General features: G+C 32.9%; 20 protein-coding genes, 1 tRNA gene and 4 pseudogenes. 10 read left to right on the forward strand and 15 right to left on the reverse strand.

Annotation, left to right across the window (positions count from 1 at the left end):
• Positions 1–165 precede the first annotated feature (165 nt).
• The 3 genes and pseudogenes from ACFELY_RS07055 to ACFELY_RS07065 form a co-directional block, all read left to right on the forward strand.
• Positions 166–888 (forward strand): alpha/beta hydrolase, encoded by a 723-nt coding sequence (locus tag ACFELY_RS07055; protein ID WP_375334038.1) that lies wholly within the window; start codon positions 166–168, stop codon positions 886–888.
• Between the two features lie 39 nt (positions 889–927).
• Positions 928–1,341 (forward strand): hypothetical protein, encoded by a 414-nt coding sequence (locus ACFELY_RS07060; protein WP_375334039.1) that lies wholly within the window; start codon positions 928–930, stop codon positions 1,339–1,341.
• Positions 1,308–2,582: pseudogene (locus ACFELY_RS07065) on the forward strand (hypothetical protein); the annotation flags it as partial. The gene ACFELY_RS07060 and the pseudogene ACFELY_RS07065, both read left to right, overlap by 34 nt.
• 576 nt (positions 2,583–3,158) lie before the next feature.
• Here the strand turns inward: ACFELY_RS07065 and ACFELY_RS07070 are convergent.
• The 7 genes from ACFELY_RS07070 to lpxD all read right to left on the reverse strand — a co-directional run bounded on the left by ACFELY_RS07070 (position 3,159) and on the right by lpxD (position 9,145).
• Complete coding sequence (locus tag ACFELY_RS07070) at positions 3,159–4,481, reverse strand: MFS transporter (RefSeq protein WP_341758981.1); 1,323 nt, start codon at positions 4,479–4,481, stop codon at positions 3,159–3,161.
• 113 nt (positions 4,482–4,594) lie between these two features.
• The gene (gene dnaQ / locus ACFELY_RS07075; protein WP_375329682.1) at positions 4,595–5,290 is read right to left on the reverse strand and encodes a DNA polymerase III subunit epsilon; all 696 of its coding nucleotides are present in this window, start codon (positions 5,288–5,290) and stop codon (positions 4,595–4,597) included.
• A complete protein-coding gene (gene coaE, locus ACFELY_RS07080) occupies positions 5,278–5,853 on the reverse strand; it encodes a dephospho-CoA kinase (protein WP_341758979.1) in 576 nt (191 codons plus the stop codon). Before coaE ends, dnaQ begins: the two co-directional genes overlap by 13 nt.
• Positions 5,854–5,866: 13 nt before the next feature.
• Positions 5,867–6,862, reverse strand: a complete 996-nt coding sequence (locus ACFELY_RS07085) for an LpxI family protein (RefSeq protein WP_341758978.1) — start codon at positions 6,860–6,862, stop codon at positions 5,867–5,869.
• Between the two features lies 1 nt (position 6,863).
• Entirely contained in the window at positions 6,864–7,682 is an 819-nt protein-coding gene (gene lpxA / locus ACFELY_RS07090; protein ID WP_341759871.1) for an acyl-ACP--UDP-N-acetylglucosamine O-acyltransferase, read from the reverse strand.
• 2 nt (positions 7,683–7,684) lie between these two features.
• A complete protein-coding gene (gene fabZ / locus ACFELY_RS07095) occupies positions 7,685–8,128 on the reverse strand; it encodes a 3-hydroxyacyl-ACP dehydratase FabZ (protein ID WP_375334041.1) in 444 nt (147 codons plus the stop codon).
• The gene (gene lpxD / locus ACFELY_RS07100) at positions 8,129–9,145 is read right to left on the reverse strand and encodes a UDP-3-O-(3-hydroxymyristoyl)glucosamine N-acyltransferase (RefSeq protein WP_375334042.1); all 1,017 of its coding nucleotides are present in this window, start codon (positions 9,143–9,145) and stop codon (positions 8,129–8,131) included.
• Between the two features lie 247 nt (positions 9,146–9,392).
• On the opposite strand from lpxD, the gene ACFELY_RS07105 reads away from it, so the two are divergent.
• Positions 9,393–9,482: transfer RNA gene (locus ACFELY_RS07105), tRNA-Ser, on the forward strand.
• Positions 9,483–10,205: 723 nt separating this feature from the next.
• On the opposite strand, the pseudogene ACFELY_RS07110 reads toward ACFELY_RS07105, so the two are convergent.
• From ACFELY_RS07110 to ACFELY_RS07125, 4 genes and pseudogenes are all read right to left on the reverse strand, one after another.
• Positions 10,206–11,042, reverse strand: a pseudogene (locus ACFELY_RS07110) (recombinase family protein); the annotation flags it as partial.
• A gap of 132 nt (positions 11,043–11,174) precedes the next feature.
• The gene (locus ACFELY_RS07115; protein ID WP_375334043.1) at positions 11,175–11,366 is read right to left on the reverse strand and encodes a hypothetical protein; all 192 of its coding nucleotides are present in this window, start codon (positions 11,364–11,366) and stop codon (positions 11,175–11,177) included.
• A gap of 7 nt (positions 11,367–11,373) precedes the next feature.
• The gene (locus tag ACFELY_RS07120; protein WP_375334044.1) at positions 11,374–11,622 is read right to left on the reverse strand and encodes a helix-turn-helix domain-containing protein; all 249 of its coding nucleotides are present in this window, start codon (positions 11,620–11,622) and stop codon (positions 11,374–11,376) included.
• A gap of 228 nt (positions 11,623–11,850) precedes the next feature.
• Positions 11,851–11,985, reverse strand: a complete 135-nt coding sequence (locus ACFELY_RS07125) for a hypothetical protein (protein WP_375334045.1) — start codon at positions 11,983–11,985, stop codon at positions 11,851–11,853.
• Positions 11,986–12,057: 72 nt separating this feature from the next.
• Between ACFELY_RS07125 and ACFELY_RS07130 the strand changes: the two genes are divergently transcribed.
• Positions 12,058–12,821, forward strand: a protein-coding gene (locus ACFELY_RS07130) for an IS5 family transposase (RefSeq protein WP_375334046.1) whose coding sequence is annotated in 2 segments (ribosomal slippage) — positions 12,058–12,415 and positions 12,415–12,821 — 765 coding nt in all. Because the reading frame shifts where the segments join, the coding sequence is not laid out codon by codon here.
• A gap of 193 nt (positions 12,822–13,014) precedes the next feature.
• Complete coding sequence (locus tag ACFELY_RS07135) at positions 13,015–13,419, forward strand: transposase (RefSeq protein ID WP_375334047.1); 405 nt, start codon at positions 13,015–13,017, stop codon at positions 13,417–13,419.
• A 477-nt stretch (positions 13,420–13,896) separates the two neighbouring features.
• Here ACFELY_RS07135 and ACFELY_RS07140 read toward each other — a convergent pair.
• The 4 genes and pseudogenes from ACFELY_RS07140 to ACFELY_RS07155 form a co-directional block, all read right to left on the reverse strand.
• A protein-coding gene (locus ACFELY_RS07140) for an IS5 family transposase (RefSeq protein WP_375333312.1) occupies positions 13,897–14,660 on the reverse strand; the annotation gives its coding sequence in 2 pieces (ribosomal slippage) (positions 13,897–14,291 and positions 14,291–14,660; 765 coding nt in all).
• Positions 14,661–14,839: 179 nt separating this feature from the next.
• Positions 14,840–15,031, reverse strand: a complete 192-nt coding sequence (locus tag ACFELY_RS07145; protein WP_375334161.1) for a transposase — start codon at positions 15,029–15,031, stop codon at positions 14,840–14,842.
• 206 nt (positions 15,032–15,237) lie between these two features.
• Positions 15,238–15,438 carry a transposase gene (locus tag ACFELY_RS07150; RefSeq protein ID WP_375333963.1) on the reverse strand — a complete coding sequence of 67 codons (201 nt, stop codon included), beginning with the start codon at positions 15,436–15,438 and terminating at the stop codon, positions 15,238–15,240.
• A gap of 178 nt (positions 15,439–15,616) precedes the next feature.
• Positions 15,617–16,148, reverse strand: a pseudogene (locus ACFELY_RS07155) (IS3 family transposase); the annotation flags it as partial.
• Positions 16,149–16,235: 87 nt separating this feature from the next.
• Here ACFELY_RS07155 and ACFELY_RS07160 point away from each other — a divergent pair.
• The 4 genes and pseudogenes from ACFELY_RS07160 (at position 16,236) to ACFELY_RS07175 (ending at position 18,383) form a co-directional block, all read left to right on the forward strand.
• Positions 16,236–16,999 (forward strand): IS5 family transposase gene (locus ACFELY_RS07160; RefSeq protein WP_375329687.1). Its coding sequence is split into 2 segments (ribosomal slippage): positions 16,236–16,593 and positions 16,593–16,999, totalling 765 coding nucleotides; the frame shifts between segments, so codons are not numbered across the junction.
• Between the two features lie 74 nt (positions 17,000–17,073).
• Positions 17,074–17,328, forward strand: a pseudogene (tnpA, locus tag ACFELY_RS07165) (IS200/IS605 family transposase); the annotation flags it as partial.
• Between the two features lie 105 nt (positions 17,329–17,433).
• Positions 17,434–18,186 (forward strand): IS5 family transposase, encoded by a 753-nt coding sequence (locus ACFELY_RS07170; protein WP_375334166.1) that lies wholly within the window; start codon positions 17,434–17,436, stop codon positions 18,184–18,186.
• On the forward strand, positions 18,174–18,383 hold the full coding sequence (locus ACFELY_RS07175) for a transposase (protein ID WP_375334048.1): 210 nt from the start codon (positions 18,174–18,176) through the stop codon (positions 18,381–18,383). Before ACFELY_RS07170 ends, ACFELY_RS07175 begins: the two co-directional genes overlap by 13 nt.
• The last annotated feature ends 205 nt before the right edge of the window (positions 18,384–18,588 follow it).

Here is an 18,588-nt window from a genome sequence, read left to right on the forward strand (position 1 = left end):
ATTACTAAAATACAACTTATTATAAATTTAGTAAAATTAAATATAACCAACCCGATTAACATATTAATGTATTTAGTTAGCTTGAAATATATCAAGTAGCATGCTATAATTTTTACTAATTTGTCTTAGTGATCGATATAAAGTAATATATGATAGTGTATAATTATGGCTGAAGTTTTTTTTAATGGTCCTGCCGGTCGGATTGAAGGACTATATACTAAATCTAGTGATTCTAAAGCTCCACTTGCTTTAGTATTACATCCACATCCACTTTACGGTGGCACTATGAATAACAAAGTGGTTTATTATGTGTATAAAACATTAGTGTCTAATGGATTTACAGTACTCAGAATTAATTTCCGGGGAGTTGGACGTTCCCAAGGAGAGTTTGATAATGGTGTTGGTGAAATGACCGATGCTGCAACAGCACTTGATTGGTTACAGCTTAACAATCCTAGTGGTAGTATAAATTTGATAGCAGGCTTTTCTTTTGGAGCATGGATAATCATGCAACTTATCATGAGAAGACCAGAGATTAATAATTTTATTATGGTATCTCCACCAGTAAATAAATATGATTTTTCCTTCTTATCTCAATGCCCTATTTCCGGCTTTGTAATACAAGGTGACAAAGATAGTATAGTGTCAGAAGAATCAGTGCTTGAACTAGTAGGTAAATTGTCTAAGCAGAAACATATAACTGTTGACTATAAGCTTATCCAAGGAGCCGATCATTTCTTTCGGAATAAAATTGGTGAATTTACCCAGGCAATTAGTGATTACTTACAATCGAGATTATTGAATAATGAGATTACTCATTTAAATAAGGACTTTCTTACTGAAGGAAATTTAGCAAAAAAATCTCTTCAAAAAGTTTTCTTAGATTAATAATGAACCATTAGTTATAAATAAAAAAAATAGGTCTCTATGGCAAATCATGAAGAAGTTAAAATACTCTTACGCAATCAGCTATTTGAAGCTTTAAAAGAAATGGTAATTGTAGATGGTAAAAACCCAGATAAAAGACTACTTAAAAAATGTGAAAAAATTGCCGATAGTGTAATAGCACTTTCTCAAGAACCATCAGAATCTAATATTAATTTGTATAAAAAGGAATTGAAGAATTTTCCATATTCTGGACACATTTTAGGTAAAACATTAAAGATAATAAAAGAGATGTTTCCTGGAGAGCAAAATCAAGACATAAGGGAGATAATAGATATCCCTCTTATGGATGCATTAGTTAAAGAAAGTAAAGTACCTAGAATAAAAAAAATAAACCAGTACCAGCACCTAGAACAAACAAACTTGAATCTATGTTACGTGATAGAGCAATTATAAAGCAGAGTGGTTTCTCACGAAAGGGCAATAAGCAAGCTGGTGTATCTGCCGGATATATTGCTCAAGAAAATAAGACAGGTAATACTTTTATTTTAAAACATTTCTATAAAAGCTATAAGGATTGTTTAACTCCAGATAAACAAAAGTGGGATAACCAAGCTTTATCAGACAGAACTGACGGTGTACAGGAGTTAATAGGTTCTTCTATGTATCAGTTTTTATTGTATGATCGTGCCCCTAAAGAGGAATTAGTAGTACCTAATAAAGCCAACAAAAACTCACTTTACGTCCGCTCCAAATTCTTTGACAATGTGGTACAACTTTCAGAATTCTCTGGTTTATTAGGTTGGACCAGAGTTAGAGGTAATGATTTAAACTTAAAAAAATTGGAAGGGTTTGAAAAAGTCATTGCTGCTTGTCATATGTTAGGAGAAGGGGATTACCATGCCGGTAATTTGATGGTACAAGACGGCAAAACTGTAGTGAAAATAGATCACGGTAAATCTTTTATGACTTTTCATCAAGATTTTGGTTCTATGATCGAAGAAACATATAAAATGTTTTCCCATGATGGAGTTGGATATACTGAAGCTATTAGGCAAGATAACTTATCATTTAGCATTGAAAAATATAGTAAATCATTAGAGCAAATGATACATCAGTTAGATGAGCAGCAAATAGAGGCTATGGTTGATCAAAAAGTTGATGAATTGAAAAAAGTTGGATTTGATCCAAAAGGTCTAACTGTTAGTGCAAGACTCCAGGATAATAACTTTGAAAACATATCTATTAATAACTTTGATGAATTAAGAATATTTTATAAAGAAAATATAAAGGAAAATCTTAATAACATGAAAGAGATTGCAAAATCAGCAGATATAGTGAGCAAATTTAGTGACGTCTCTCCTGAATTTAAAAAAGGTCAGTGGTTAGAAGCTTTTGCTCGCTCACCTATTAAAGATCCAATAGCATACGCAGCTCACCATAATATTCAAATTGAAGGGAAAACTGCTCTAGAATGGGCTAGTGAAAATAATTATCAAATTAAAGTTCCTGTTCATTCTGTTACAGAAATGGTTCAGGAAGTACAATGGAAAAGAAGTGAGGATGGAACATGGCAAGAGCAAAAAGTCTCAGTACCTAAAAATCAAAAAAGTGTAACAAGTTTGGATCCAGCACAATATGTTACAGATGTAGAAAAACGTCTAAAATCTCTTGGAGATAAAATTGACGACTTCGTACAAAAGACAGTAAAAAGTAAAGAAATCACTGAAGAACAAATAGAACGGTTTTATGACAAATTATTAACTCATCTTAACAAAGAACAATATCTCACTAATAAGGATGTTGAAAAAATAAAGGCAGATACAGAGTATAATCTAAATATTCAAAATACAACTAAATTAATAGAAATAACAACACCTAATTTAACTAATATAGATAAGATGTGTTATAAGGCAGCAAATTTTTGTAAAAAAATAGGGCTTTCTAGTTTATCTAACCATCTTATGAATAAGATTACTCCTGAAAATTTATCTAATATCAAGAAGATAGAAAATGTTTTAACTGAGAGCATCAAATTTAAAGAAACATTGCTAAAACCTAGAGTAAGTAAAGAAGTAATCCAAACAAAAAATCTTATACCCCAAGCAAAAAAAACAAAATTGGGTAGGAGTTAATTAGTAGGAGTTCTTTGCATTATAAACCTTAAGAAGTTTTAGATGTCTCAGGCGTCATTGTGAAAAAGTGCTTTACGGCAACGCAGCAATCCCAGAAATGACCAGGAATGGATTATTTAATATATAGCTACCCAATAGCTATGCGACTCCTTTGTGTTGATAATTCCCAGATTCTTTTGCCAATTGTTCAAAATGCAATAGCCCATAGGCAAAACCGATGATTGTAGGAATCGTAATAAACCATAATCCCCAATTGCCAAAATATTCAATAAGATAGACAAAACTAAAAGAGGTAATAACAAACATTAAAGCCCGAGATAAAGCGAATGTCATAGTAGCACAAGTAAAACGTTTAAATATAGGAAAGCTTTTATAACAAATGGGAAAAGCAGGACCTAAGCATTCACGCAGTAAGACCATAAAGAATTGAATCAAGAATAATTGGTAAGGAGAATTAACATTATTCAATAAATATGGACAAAAGATGATAAAAATAGAAAATATTATAAGTATAATTCGCACAGTTAATAACGGATGTACTTTTAAACTTAAATAAGTTAATATTAACATGACTAACAGCTCTATTATACAGACAATAAAATTATGATGAATAACCTCAGACGTTGTATAACCAAAGCTAGTTTTCAAAATATTACCACAATGTATATACGTAAAATAAAAACATACCGGTGCAGCACATTGTAATAAAAAGAAAGATATTAATGTTTTCTTATTAACTTTTGCTTGCCAAAGGGGATTGTCTTTTAATACAGTTGTATCTGTATTAATTCTTTCAAAAACTCTTTTTATTCGACATTTGGCATCAGCAAATTCTGGTACTTCTCTAAGTTTGTTTCTTGCAACAGAACCAACCAATGCAATTACTGCACCAATCCAAAATGCCAGACGCCAGTTAAAACCATGAGAAGTAACAAGTGATGCAATCCCTAAAGCACATAACGACCCTATGATACAGGAGACCCATATTAATCCTATAGCTGTATATTGAACTGGTGGATTAATCATCTCAGTTAAATAAAGTTGTACCCCTGTCACCTCTCCTATAGAAGAGATAGCTTGAACAGCACGGCAAATTATCGCTATCCAAGCTGCCATGCTTCCTATCTGAGTATAAGTAGGCAGATTAGCCATAACAAAACATGATGTAGACATTAAAAAAGTTGTAATGATCACTGTTGACTTACGACCTATATTATCACCTAACCAACCGAATATTAAGGCACCAACAGGTCGAAGAATATATGTAGAACAAAAGACAAAAGCCTTTATTAAAGAGGCTGTATGAGAATCGGTAGGTTTAAAAAATAACTCATTAAAAAACTCCACCATATGAACATATAACATTAAGTCAAAATATTCTAGGAATGTACCAACTGAGAGTATTCCTATTGCTTCTTTCTGTTCTTTAGTTAGGCTTCTTTGTTCATATTGATATCCCATCACCTATTCACCTTATTATATTTAAATTACCTCATACTATTTTCTGCTACAACTTGCAGATGGATTTTTAAGGAGTTAACCCCCTGCAAGTAATTAGTTGATGTTATATAATTCTACAACCACATAGGGGAAAGAATTTTTGACAAAAATTCTTTATGTTTTTGTAATTCTTCCTTAGTTGGTTTGATAACTATAGTATTATTTTTATTTGCCATAGTAGTTCTAACCAACAGCTCATCTGTATTTTGTACCTTTTTACTATTAATGTTAAAACTTATCTGCCTACCTCCAGTAAGCTCAACATAAACTTCTGCCAGTAATGCCGCATCTTTAAGGGCTCCATGCAACTTACGCGAAGAATTGTCAATTTTATATCTTTTACATAATGAGTCAAGATTAGCCTTCATTCCAGGGAACATCTTGCGAGCCAAAGCAAGAGTATCAATAGTACTAGCAAGTTCTAAAAAATCTGTATTAGGTCTTTTGAGCAGAGACAACTCATAATTAATAAACTTAATATCAAATGTTGCATTATGTATAACAAGCTGGCTGTTACTAATAAATGCTAAAAACTCCTCGGCAATTTCTGCAAAGAGTGGTTTATCTTTTAAGAACTCTCCTGATATACCATGTATTCGATAAGCTTCTGTTGGCATATCTCGTTGTGGATTGATATAAAAATGAAATTGTTTACCGGTTAAAACTTTATTAACCATTTCAATAGCCCCAATCTCAACGATCCTATGACCACTTTTGGGATCTAAGCCAGTTGTCTCAGTATCTAAAATTACTTCTCTTAATTGCGGCATTTTAATTTTTGTATTAGTTGAGTTATTTGTTTATCTAAATCTACTATATTAACATCAGTATTAATAACAAAATCTGCTTTTGCTATTTTAATTTGTTGTGACAATTGAATTTGTGCAATCTTATTGTAAGTTGTTAAGCTAAACCCTTCTCTAGACATTGCACGTTTTAACCTAGATTCTTCTGAGCAGAATGTTGTAACATAAAAATCAAAATATTTATCGAATCCGGCTTCAAAAAGTAATGGAATCTCAGCAAATGTAATTTCTGAATCATTATTTTGCCACTTAAAAAGAGATAAACCTTCCACTACAAATGGATGAATAAAATTTTGCAATTTGCTTCTTGATAAATCATTAACATAGATTAGCTCTGCAATTTTTCTTTTATCAAAAATTTTTAGATCAGGCAGTAAGTTAAGAATTATATTTTGTATTGACAGCTCTTTGTAGAGTTCCTTAATATACTCGTCAGCAGAAAAAGTCATAAATCCTAAATCATCTAAATAATTTAAGACAAAAGTTTTTCCTGAAGCATAACTACCAGTAATTCCCACACAGATCATTCTAATAAATATTTTATTTTTCTATAATAAAAAGCCTAAATTTATTAGCTAGCTCGATAGCTCTTTCTAGCTCAATAACAATCACTTTTTCTTTCTGTATTGCTACCCCTTTATAACCATAATTAGCTAAATTCTTTATTGTTTCTGGTCCTATTGTAGGTATATCAATTCTAGTATCTTGTCCCTTCTTCATCATTTTAATAAGTACCCCACCTGTAGAATTCTTACGTAAATATGAACATCTTTTTATTAAATTATCTGTACCCTCCGCTGCTTCAATACCTATAATATATCCATTATCAACAATTACTGATTGTCCTACATCAAGATGTCCTATACTATCCAATAGCTTCATTCCTAACTCAATATCTGTATTATCTGTTGCTGATGGAACAATTATGGTCATAATACCCTTCTTTGCACTCAATATTTCATAACTAGAAATTACTTGAAATCCCTTCTCTTCTAGAAAATCTGTTACTATACTAAGAAGTTTATCATCTCCTAAAAATTTTTGTTTCAATATGCGAGCAAGTAGCCTTGATCCCATTAAATCTACTTTAATTGATCTCAAATTAGGACGCTTCACACCACCAGCAAGAATTATATTTTTTATATCATACTTACGAAAATATTCAATTATTGGTCTAACCATACCGATTTTAAAAAATTGGTGGGTAAGATTCTTATATAATATCGGATCTGCTTCTCCTTCTAAGGCTGCGATATAACATTGTCCTCCTTGTTTAATGAAACTCTCAGCTAGTGAAATTGGCAATGAACCATTTCCTGCTATAATTCCAACTATACTCAAAGGGTTAGAAAAATTAGAATGTAAAGCTAGGGGCAAATTTTGGTCAAGTACATTTTTTATAGTTAGAGGATTTGTAGGATGAGAACGAAAAGCAAGGGGAAAACGAGTAAATCGTATTCTTTGTATGTGAGTACGTAAATACCACCAAATTTTGTGAAGCCAATTCTTGAAAACAGAAGAATATATTTGCAACATTTTAGCTGTTTGCCCTATCTTGATCGACTTGTCTTGGCTGACAAAACACTCTGGTACTATCCTGTTTTACAAAGGAAATAATTTGTTCTACAATAGAATTGCCTTTATATCGTTTTAAAACTTTCTCAATCCTATCAGTAAAAATACCTTCGCTAATAAAAAGCTCATCTACAGCTTTTATAGTATCAAGCGTTTCCTGACTATCAAAGCCACGTCTTTTCATCCCAACTAAGTTTATACCTTCAAGAAATGCCCTTTCACTTGTAGCTAACCCAAATGGAATCAAATCTCTCACCACTGCAGACCCACCACCTACCATCGCATGCTGTCCTATACGTACGAACTGCAGAACAGCAGCAAGTCCTCCTATAATAGCATAATCACCAACTTTAACGTGACCACCTAGGCTAGCATAATTTGCAAAAATTACATTATTTCCTACAATACAATCATGGGCTATATGTACTCCAACCATAAATAAACCATTATTACCTACAGTGGTAACCATCCCACCACCTTTACTACCAGCTTGAATAGTTACATATTCTCTAATAGTATTATTACTACCTATGATAACCTCTGACTTTTCTCCCTCATACTTAACTATTTGAGGGGGTTGACCAATAGAAGCAAATGGATATATAACTGTATTAGCACCAATTTTTGTTTTCCCCTCTATAACTACATGTGATTTTAGCTCAACATTATCTGCCAAAACCACCTCTGATCCAATAGTACAAAAGGGACCTATACTGACATTTTTACCAATTGAAGCTCTTGTATCTACTATGGCAGTTGCGTGTATAGCTAGTAAGCCCATCATTAATTCCTATTTTTAAACATTGCCGTAAATTTGCTTTCTGCAACTATCTGCTCATCAACTTTAGCATTACTTGAGAATTTCCAAACAGAACCTCTATTTTGCTCTATTTTAGCATAAATATGTAACGTATCACCTGGCTCAACAATTTTACGAAATTTTGTCTCTTCAATAGACATAAAGAATATATCCTTATCTTTTGTAAAATCCATTGATTTTGCTACTAAAATAGCAGAAAGCTGAGCCATAGCCTCAACAATCAACACACCGGGCATTACTGGTCTTGTTGGAAAATGACCAGTAAATTGTGGTTCATTAACAGTAACATTTTTAATACCAACAATTGATTCATTAAGCTTAAATTCTAGCACCCTATCTATTAATAAAAATGGATAGCGATGAGGTAGCATTTCCATTATTTCTATAATATTAATATTAATCTTCATCTACATTCCATTTTTTATAAGCTGTTTCATAATTACTGATTGTTTATGCCAATCTCTAATCGATACGGCAGGGTATCCACCAACTGTTACTCCTGATTCAACATCTTTTATAACACCGGCTTTTGCTGCTACTTGTACTTTATCACCCAGTACTATATGTCCGACTAGTCCTGCTTGCCCTCCAAGAGCACAATATGCCCCTATTGTAGTACTACCTGATATACCGACCTGTGCAACAATAATCGACCCCCTTCCTATTATAGCATTATGTCCTATCTGCACTAAGTTATCTATTCTACATAAATCTCCTATCACAGTATCATTTATTGATCCCCTATCAATAGTAGTATTACTACCTATTTCAACATTATTACCTATTTTAACTATACCTGTATGGAAAATTTTCTTGTGAACCCCTTTATCTGTTGCAAAACCGAAACCATCTTGTCCAATTCTTGCTCCAGGTAATATTACCACATCATCACCTATTATGCTGTAACTTATTGAAACATTTGAGTATATTAATGCTCTATTACCTATTACTACTCCATAATCTATACTCGTCCCAGATTCTATAACGCAATTATCACCTATTACAACATGATCTTCAATAACAACATTATGTCCTATATAACAATTATTTCCTATAGTGGCAGAATCCGAAATATAGGCAGATTGCATAATTTTGTTAGGATAAGTCTTTGCTTTACTATAGAACAAATCCACTAATTTTGCATAAAAGAAATACGGATTCTTTACTTTTAATAATATTGTTCCATTGTTAGATTCTTGTAAAAAATTCTCTGGAACTATGCAGCATGAAGCTTTAGTGTTTTGAAATTGGGTAATATATTTGCTATTACTTAAAAAAGTTATATCACCAACATCAGCCTCTTCTAAAGACTTAACATCATGGATTAACAAGTCAGTGAAACATGATATCTCAGCATCTATTAACTTTATAATTTCTGATAATTTATAAGAGGCAGATTTCTTATAAAAGCGTGAATTTATCATAGTTAGTTATTTTTATAAAATGATGGGAATAGTATTAATAAATGCATGATGGGGACAGTATAAACGTCAGTTAAAAAATATTCAAGTTTTCTTACAATAATTTATATTGTCTAATAGCAAAATCGTTAACTGATTAAATTAGAATGTTGATATTTCTTTGCAGGAAGTCTAATTTAACTTATCTCAAATTATATTATATAAATATTTATACTTGAACTTATTCAGTTTATCTGATATGTATTACCTTGGATAGGTGTCCGAGTGGTTTAAGGATCTAGTCTTGAAAACTAGCGTACGGGCAACCGTACCGTGGGTTCGAATCCCACCCTATCCGCCATTCGGCACAACTTGCTACTTTTTGCATTTCTGTGAATGGAAAAGCCAGAACGTAATGCAGCTTACAGCCCTCGAGTGTTAGGTTCGAAAACATAAAATTTAATAATTCCCTTTTTTCAACAATTGTCGAACCTTTAAAAGTTTCATAGGCGTTTTTGCTGATACTTATAAGGTCTGCAAGCTTTTTAGAAAGCTTATCATCTACTTTGTCATAACTCTTAATTAATTCAGTTAATTCATATTGTCTTTCCTTTAATTGAGTTTTCTTACGAAAAAATTCTTCTCTAGTTAAGGTGTCATCTGCTAAGAAATCCATCAATCTATCGAGTTTATTTTGAATAACGGTATGCTCTTGTTTTAATTCTCCAACTTCACGGTTAAATTCATGAGCCTTGTCTTTATTGACACTTGTTAAATAATCCATTATTTGTTTTAATATCTCAGGATTTTTTATTTGTAAGGTTTTTAATACTTCCTCAATTTGCCTTAATATTTCATCTTCCCTGACCCAAATAGCTTTTTTAGGATATTTTGGACTCCAAGCTCTTAAGTAAGTCCATTCTGATATTTCGCCATTTTTATATTTTTTGCTCTTAGTATCAGAAGTAATTAAATTACCGGTAACGGCACATTTAAGGATGCCTCTAAATAAAAATTCTTTACCTCGATATTGAAAAGGTTTTTTATGCCAACCCATACGTACTGCCTCACAAGCTTTAAAAATTTCTCTATTAGTAAGTGTTTGATAATGATGCAACCACAAATCTCCTTTTATCCTCATTTCTCCATAATAAAAAGGATTTTGTAGTATGCGATATATAACTGACTTAGCAATATGATAACCCTTCTTACTACGTAATCCCCAGTCCTTAGCTTTGGTTACCATTTCTGATAAAGTATATGCTCCTGTAGCATAGGTGTCAAATATCTTGCTAATAATACTACCATTAACTGGATCAATTACTATTATCCCTCTACCTCTTTCATCCCGTTTATTTAAATATCCAATAGGAGCGGGACCATACCACTCCCCATGAACTTCTATTTTTTGCTTAAAACTTTTTCTAACATTTTCACTTAATAAATCAGTGTGGCATTTAGCGAATACCACGCCCATGCCCCACATCATTAATTCATGAGCACTTGAATGCTGATGAATAACATAACCTTCACTGTTAAAATGTAATTCCAATTTACCTTGTTTAACTAGCTCATCTAGTATAGGAGATTCTTTTTGGCTTCTTTGGACACGATCAACTTTATCAGCAACAAAAGCGATAGGCTCTCGCTCTTTCTTGATGAATTTGATAATTTCCATAAAATGTTTACGATCACCTTTGGTAGAGGATTCAACAAGTTTAAAGGTTTGTATAATATGCAAGCCTTTACGTTCACAATATTTCTCTAGCCGATCTTTTTGTACCTCAAGTGAGTAACCTTCTTCTTGATCTTTAGAAGAGACACGCGATAAAATAATTGCCTTTACAGCTTTGTCAGTCATTTCAAACTCCTTTATTTCTGATAATTTTTTTATTGTAAAAGATACTATAATGTTCTGCATAATGGTAATTTTTGATGAAAGACCATATGGCGAACTACTAAATATCTTTAAATACTAATTTGCTAGAGATTTTGACATCCCAGAATAACGTTTGTCATTCCAACTGTTATTCTAACCAGCTTCCTAATAAAGTCAATCTTTAGTTGCCGACTCTTTTTCTTTATCTATTCTAAGTCGAATCTCGATAAACCTTTGGCAAAACCTTATAAGATTTCTTGCTAGCTTTCTTGATTCTTCTTCACTTATTTCTTGATCATGTGAATTACGAATGGTTAATGCTAAATTATTAAATATTTCTTCTGGTGTTCTTTTATCTTTATTCATATTTTTCTCATTTTTTTATTACTTTATATTTTAATTGTTCGAGTAATTTTTTTTCCAAAAGTTCTGTATTAATTTCATAGAAATCATTAGGAGTAACAACTCCATAGGTTGCTAAAAAAATTTTTTCCATCACTTTGGGTCTTGGGATGGTTTTTTCGTAGAGATATTTGTAAATGTGAGCTGGTGAGACTTTAAATAATTTAGCTACCTTACCGATTTTTAAATTATTTACTTCCATCCAAATTGATAGTTTCATAATAACCTTTAAATAAAAATTAATTGTAATGTGAATATATCTAGAGGAATAGTTTTTAGCCTAATGTCTAGTACTTAAGGTTACTTATAAAATAAAATTATTAACTTGCGGAGGAAGATAATTTTATATAATTAGTTGTATTAATAAGTACACTTTAGTATTAGAAATTAACTAAAAAATTAATTATTTTTGGTAATTTAAGATTGCAATAGCTGGGGTTTAATAAAATTATATAGTTACAATTTTATTTAAAAAAGAGACTATTATGACTAAACAACCTATCAATACATCAACAACTAACTCAATAAATACACCATCAGATATTTTAAATATCCCTATCGGCAAATTAGGATATGTCGTCACGAGATTGTGATTGCATAATTTTATGTGATTTGTTATTATAATTGTAGTAATAAAAATAGGCGATAAGAAGCAATGAGTTTAGCACATAGAAGACATGATATAAGCGATGAGCTTTGGAATAAGATAGAAAGTAATTTACCTGGTCAGAAAGGTTGTTGGGGAGGTATTGCAAGAGACAATAGAACTTTTATAAATGCAGTGATGTGGATATTTAGAACGGGAGCTCCATGGAGAGATTTGCCTCCTGATTATGGCAATTGGAAGAATGTACACAGAAGATTCTGTAGATGGCGTGATAATGGGATATGGGAGAATTTGCTAAATATTTTTATAAATGCTCCTGATTTTGAATGGTTAATGATAGATTCTACATTTGTAAAAATTCACAAAGCAGGACTTGGAGCGAAAGGCGGGAATCAAACGGTTAGTCGCACAAAAGGGGACTCAATACAAAGGTACATATGGCCGTGGATGCGTATGGTATGCCGGTCAGAATTATTGTTACAGAAGGTTCCAGAAATGATTGTACTCAAGCTTGTGAGTTAATCCAGAATATGGAGGCACAACATCTTATGGCTGATAAAGCTTACGATACAAACGCCATAATAGAATCGGCTGTGAATGCAAACATAATTCCTGTAATACCATCAAAAAGAAACAGGAAGATTCAAAGAGAGATAGATAAATATCTATATAAGCTAAGGCACATTATTGAAAATACATTTCAAAAATTTAAAGAATGGCGTGGTATAGCAACAAGATATGCTAAAAATACAAAATCATACATGGCGGGTCTTTGTTTAAGGGCTTTACTAATGTGGGCTCAAATCTCGTGACGGCACACCCTATTATATTACACCCCAAAAAATTAATAATATTGTCAAATGATAATGTCAAATAATGTGAGCCAAAGGAAAGTATAGAATCGTCTAATTTGAGCTAGATATTTTTGGTGGTCAATTAAAGTGAGCCAGATTGAATTTAAAAAGTCATTTAATTTGAGCCGGTTTTTACAATGAAAGCAAGCCAATGTCATTTCGAAAGCGAGCCACTACAGATACGGGCGAATCTTTTGCGTTAATTTTACCATATACCAATACTGATTCAATGAATAAGTTCTTAGATGAATTTTCTTTGACTATTGATTCTGGTATGCATGTTGCATTATTAACAGATAATGCCGGGTGGCATGCAGCGAAAAAATTAATTATTCCAAGTAACATTACCTTGGTACCGCTTCCGCCATACGCACCGGAATTAAATGCGATGGAACAAATTTGGCAGTGGATCAAAAATCACTTCCTATCTAATCAATGTTACGGTGTATACGAAGATATCGTTGCTAATGCTTGCTATGCCTGGAATCAACTTAGTAAAAATGTAACTTTAGTAAAATCAATTATGTATAGAGAGTGGATTAATATACCGCGTTAATTATTTCAATTGGTATTAGGTCGACGAAGCAATCCATAAAAGTAACCAAAGATGGATTGCCACGACCACTACGTGGTCTCGCAATGACAGAAAACCTATCTAAAACCCTCTTTACCTTCTAACTTTCAACAGTTGTGGCCTGCGACCCCGGTGGTTGAAGACTTTTGGATTTTCGCTAGTTTGACCTCCAATCTCCTATTGTTTACTGTTGTATGAAAAACATCAACTCCCACTACAAGTTAATTTTCGGGGCTATCACGTTCACCATTTGGTTTCGGCTCGATTGTTTCGCTATCTACGCTTTACTACTGTCGTTACCTTCAGCAGCACAAGACTCGCTATATGGTGAAGCTAGCTACCCCTTCCATAACGGGACTTTCACCCGTAAGATTAATGCACCTTATCTTGACGCACTCATACATTTGATGACGACAAGAACCCATTGCATATGGTATCGGCTTTTGCTAGGGTGTGTCGTCACGAGATTTGAGTCCACATTAGTAAAGCCCTTAAACAAAGACCCGCCATGTATGATTTTGTATTTTTAGCATATCTTGTTGCTATACCACGCCATTCTTTAAATTTTTGAAATGTATTTTCAATAATGTGCCTTAGCTTATATAGATATTTATCTATCTCTCTTTGAATCTTCCTGTTTCTTTTTGATGGTATTACAGGAATTATGTTTGCATTCACAGCCGATTCTATTATGGCGTTTGTATCGTAAGCTTTATCAGCCATAAGATGTTGTGCCTCCATATTCTGGATTAACTCACAAGCTTGAGTACAATCATTTCTGGAACCTTCTGTAACAATAATTCTGACCGGCATACCATACGCATCCACGGCCATATGTACCTTTGTATTGAGCACCCTTTTGTGCGACTAACCTTTTGATTCCCGCCTTTCGCTCCAAGTCCTGCTTTGTGAGTTTTTACAAATGTAGAATCTATCATTAACCATTCAAAATCAGGAGCATTTATAAAAATATTTAGCAAATTCTCCCATATCCCATTATCACGCCATCTACAGAATCTTCTGTGTACATTCTTCCAATTGCCATAATCAGGAGGCAAATCTCTCCATGGAGCTCCCGTTCTAAATATCCACATCACTGCATTTATAAAAGTTCTATTGTCTCTTGCAATACCTCCCCAACAACCTTTCTGACCAGGTAAATTACTTTCTATCTTATTCCAAAGCTCATCGCTTATATCATGTCTTCTATGTGCTAAACTCATTGCTTCTTATCGCCTATTTTTATTACTACAATTATAATAACAAATCACATAAAATTATGCAATCACAATCTCGTGACGACATATCCTAGATACTGTTAACAAAGGTATAATTTAATAGCAGCAAGAGCGATAAACGAGAGGAAAGAAAGATCATCTTTTTCATATCAGACAGTAAGCCTCTAATTTTCTTTTATTTTTCCAAAGAATCTTTCAATAGCTCCTCTAAGTTTGTATTTTTCTCTATCATAAACAATTTCTGTTTTTCTATTTTTTCTGCCAGGGATAACGGTAATATTATTCTGAGACTCAAGGTTTGGTCTATTTTTATTACTATCATATCCACGATCTTGGATAACATCACATCCAACGATGTCTGCAGTTAACTATTCTGCTACAGCAATATCGTTCCTATTGCCAGCAGTTAAAAATCCTTTTTATGTGCCATGACGTAGTCATAGCAAGATGTAATTTTGTACTCATTCCTCCTTTACTTTTTCCTTTGCTTTGCATCCCCCTTTTAACCCACCACTGTGTCGATATAGTTTAAAGGTTGTGCTATCCGTAATTACTATGTTAATTAATAATTTTTACTTTGTTGTAAGATTATTAAGATTTTCCACCATATTCCTTTTTCGCTGCCTCTTTTAAAGCGTTGGTAGATGGTGTACCAACATCCATAGCATTTTGGTAAATCCCTCCACAGTATCCCGGTTCTTAACACATACATTATTGTACAAAATACCTTATAATGGCTAATCTTTGGGGGCGTCCTTTCCAAATATAATTCTTCTCTATGATTGGTTCTATTTCATTTCCAAAAAATCCTTGTTTTAAAGGGAATAATCGTGAATCCATTATATATCTATTCCTTATACTACCCCCATTTGTCTAGACCAAATTTTCATAAATGATCCGTTTTTTTAATTTTTTTATCTATAAAATACAGATATCTTTTTTTACACTGTATAATACACTTCAGCTGGTATTTTATACTGTAAACTTTGATGTCGTCTTTGGTAATTATACCAACTAACAAAATCTTTTATTACTATTTCTAATTCCCTAATACTACTTGGTTTATAGTAATATATCGCTTCTTGTTTCAAGGTTCTCCAAAGCCTCTCAACATATATATTATCAAAGCATCTCCCCTTGTGATCCATACTAATTTTTATATTTCTAGAACTTAACTCTTTAATAAAATCATTACTAGTAAACTGCACCCCTTGATCACTATTAAAAAATCTCAGGATTGTGCTTTGTTAACGCCTCTCTAAGTGTAGATACACAAAATCCAGCTTCAATATATGGCGACAATTCATAAGTTATAATATATCTACTATATAAATCAATTGTTGCAATAAAGTACATAAACTTTCCTTCAATGGCAATATATATAATATCAGTAGCCCATACTTGATTAGCTCTGTCAATCACTAAACCAGTAAGTAAATATGGATATATTTTATGTGCCTTCTCCTTGATACTAGGATATGTCGTCACGAGATTGTGATTGCATAATTTTATGTGATTTGTTATTATAATTGTAGTAATAAAAATAGGCGATAAGAAGCAATGAGTTTAGCACATAGAAGACATGATATAAGCGATGAGCTTTGGAATAAGATAGAAAGTAATTTACCTGGTCAGAAAGGTTGTTGGGGAGGTATTGCAAGAGACAATAGAACTTTTATAAATGCAGTGATGTGGATATTTAGAACGGGAGCTCCATGGAGAGATTTGCCTCCTGATTATGGCAATTGGAAGAATGTACACAGAAGATTCTGTAGATGGCGTGATAATGGGATATGGGAGAATTTGCTAAATATTTTTATAAATGCTCCTGATTTTGAATGGTTAATGATAGATTCTACATTTGTAAAAACTCACAAAGCAGGACTTGGAGCGAAAGGCGGGAATCAAACGGTTAGTCGCACAAAAGGGGACTCAATACAAAGGTACATATGGCCGTGGATGCGTATGGTATGCCGGTCAGAATTATTGTTACAGAAGGTTCCAGAAATGATTGTACTCAAGCTTGTGAGTTAATCCAGAATATGGAGGCACAACATCTTATGGCTGATAAAGCTTACGATACAAACGCCATAATAGAATCGGCTGTGAATGCAAACATAATTCCTGTAATACCATCAAAAAGAAACAGGAAGATTCAAAGAGAGATAGATAAATATCTATATAAGCTAAGGCACATTATTGAAAATACATTTCAAAAATTTAAAGAATGGCGTGGTATAGCAACAAGATATGCTAAAAATACAAAATCATACATGGCGGGTCTTTGTTTAAGGGCTTTACTAATGTGGGCTCAAATCTCGTGACGACACACCCTAGCGAATGTCGAACAGTTTTAGCACAAGAGAAAGTATATGATAAAAGTAATGAAATTACAGCAATACCTAAATTACAGCCCTGTACAATATACGACTGTACCTATCACATAGTTTGGGTAACGAAGTATAGATATAAAGTATTAATAGGAGATATTGGTAGACGTACCAAATATCTAGTACAGGAGATATGTAAAGATAATGGAGTTGAAATAATAAGAGGTAAGGTTGCTGCGAACCACGTGCATATATATGTATCGATACCTCCTTATCAAAGTATTAGCAAATTGGTACAATATTTAAAGGGTAAGAGTTCTAGGTTCTGTTGACAAAATTTTATGTTAAGTTATCAGAGTAGAATAAAGAAGTTGCAATAGTAAGAAGAAATGGTAGTTTCTAGTTATCGAAACCAAGAAACTACCGATATGAAGTATTACATAGAAGACCAAGCATGGGAAGCAATTTTATCATTTTTCAAGAAAAAAAAAGCTATACACAACAAGAATGAGGAAAAAATAAGACAGTTTATTGAAGCAATATGGTTTATTGCTAGAACAGGTTGTCAATGGCGTGTTCTGCCTGATTATTATGGTTGTTGGTACAGTGTTTATCGCAGATTTAAGAGATGGGTTGACAAAGGTATATGGGAAGCTTTAATGGATCATGTTAAAGTAGATGTAGATATTGAATCAATGATGATTGATGCAACTATTGTAAGAGCACATGCTTGCTCATCTGGATATATTAAAGGTAATCAAGAGGAGGCAGCTTTAGGTAGAAGCAAAGGTGGTTTTAGTACTAAAATTCATGCCCTCGTTGATGCATTGGGGAACCCACTGAAGTTTATACTAACTGCTGGGCAAAGAAATGATATCACTCAGGCTGAAAATCTTACTAAAGATGTTCAGAATACGACGGTGATAGGTGATAAAGGATATGATAGTAGTGCGTTTGTAGAAAGCCTAGAAAATAAGGGGTGTGAGGTTGTTATACCACCAAAATCTAATCGTAAAGTACAACGTGAATATGATAAACATATTTATAAAGAACGCCATTTAATTGAATGTTTCTTTGGTAAAATCAAACATTTTAGGCGTATATTTTCTAGGTTTGATAAAGCCCCAGCCACCTTTTTAGCCTTTCTAAATTTTGTTGGAGCTTTAATATGGTTACGTTAAAAATTTTGTCAACAGAACCTAGAAAGATTCAGCAAGAATTTCCGGAATTAAAAAAGAGGTATTGGGGTAGACATCTATGGGCTGTTGGATATTTTGTAAGGACTACAGGTAATGTCACTGATCAAATGATCAAAGCCTATATAGAAAAACATGAAGGTAAAGATGAAGATATCGGAGACTTTCAAGTTGAAAATTAGCTGTGGCTAACCCGGATATTGCATGAAGGTAGCAAAATTCACCTCTGAACCCCTTGTAATATAAGGGGTTCAGAGGAATTATACAAAAATACAAATTGTATTCTTGAGTTTTATCAAATTTAATCTCGTAACCTTTATTACTCAAGGGATAGAAAGATTTACTGATAATTCATCATGCAATATCCAGGCTAAAGGCATTTATGCC

The organism is Candidatus Tisiphia endosymbiont of Xenochironomus xenolabis, assembly GCF_964264705.1.
GTDB lineage: Bacteria > Pseudomonadota > Alphaproteobacteria > Rickettsiales > Rickettsiaceae > Tisiphia.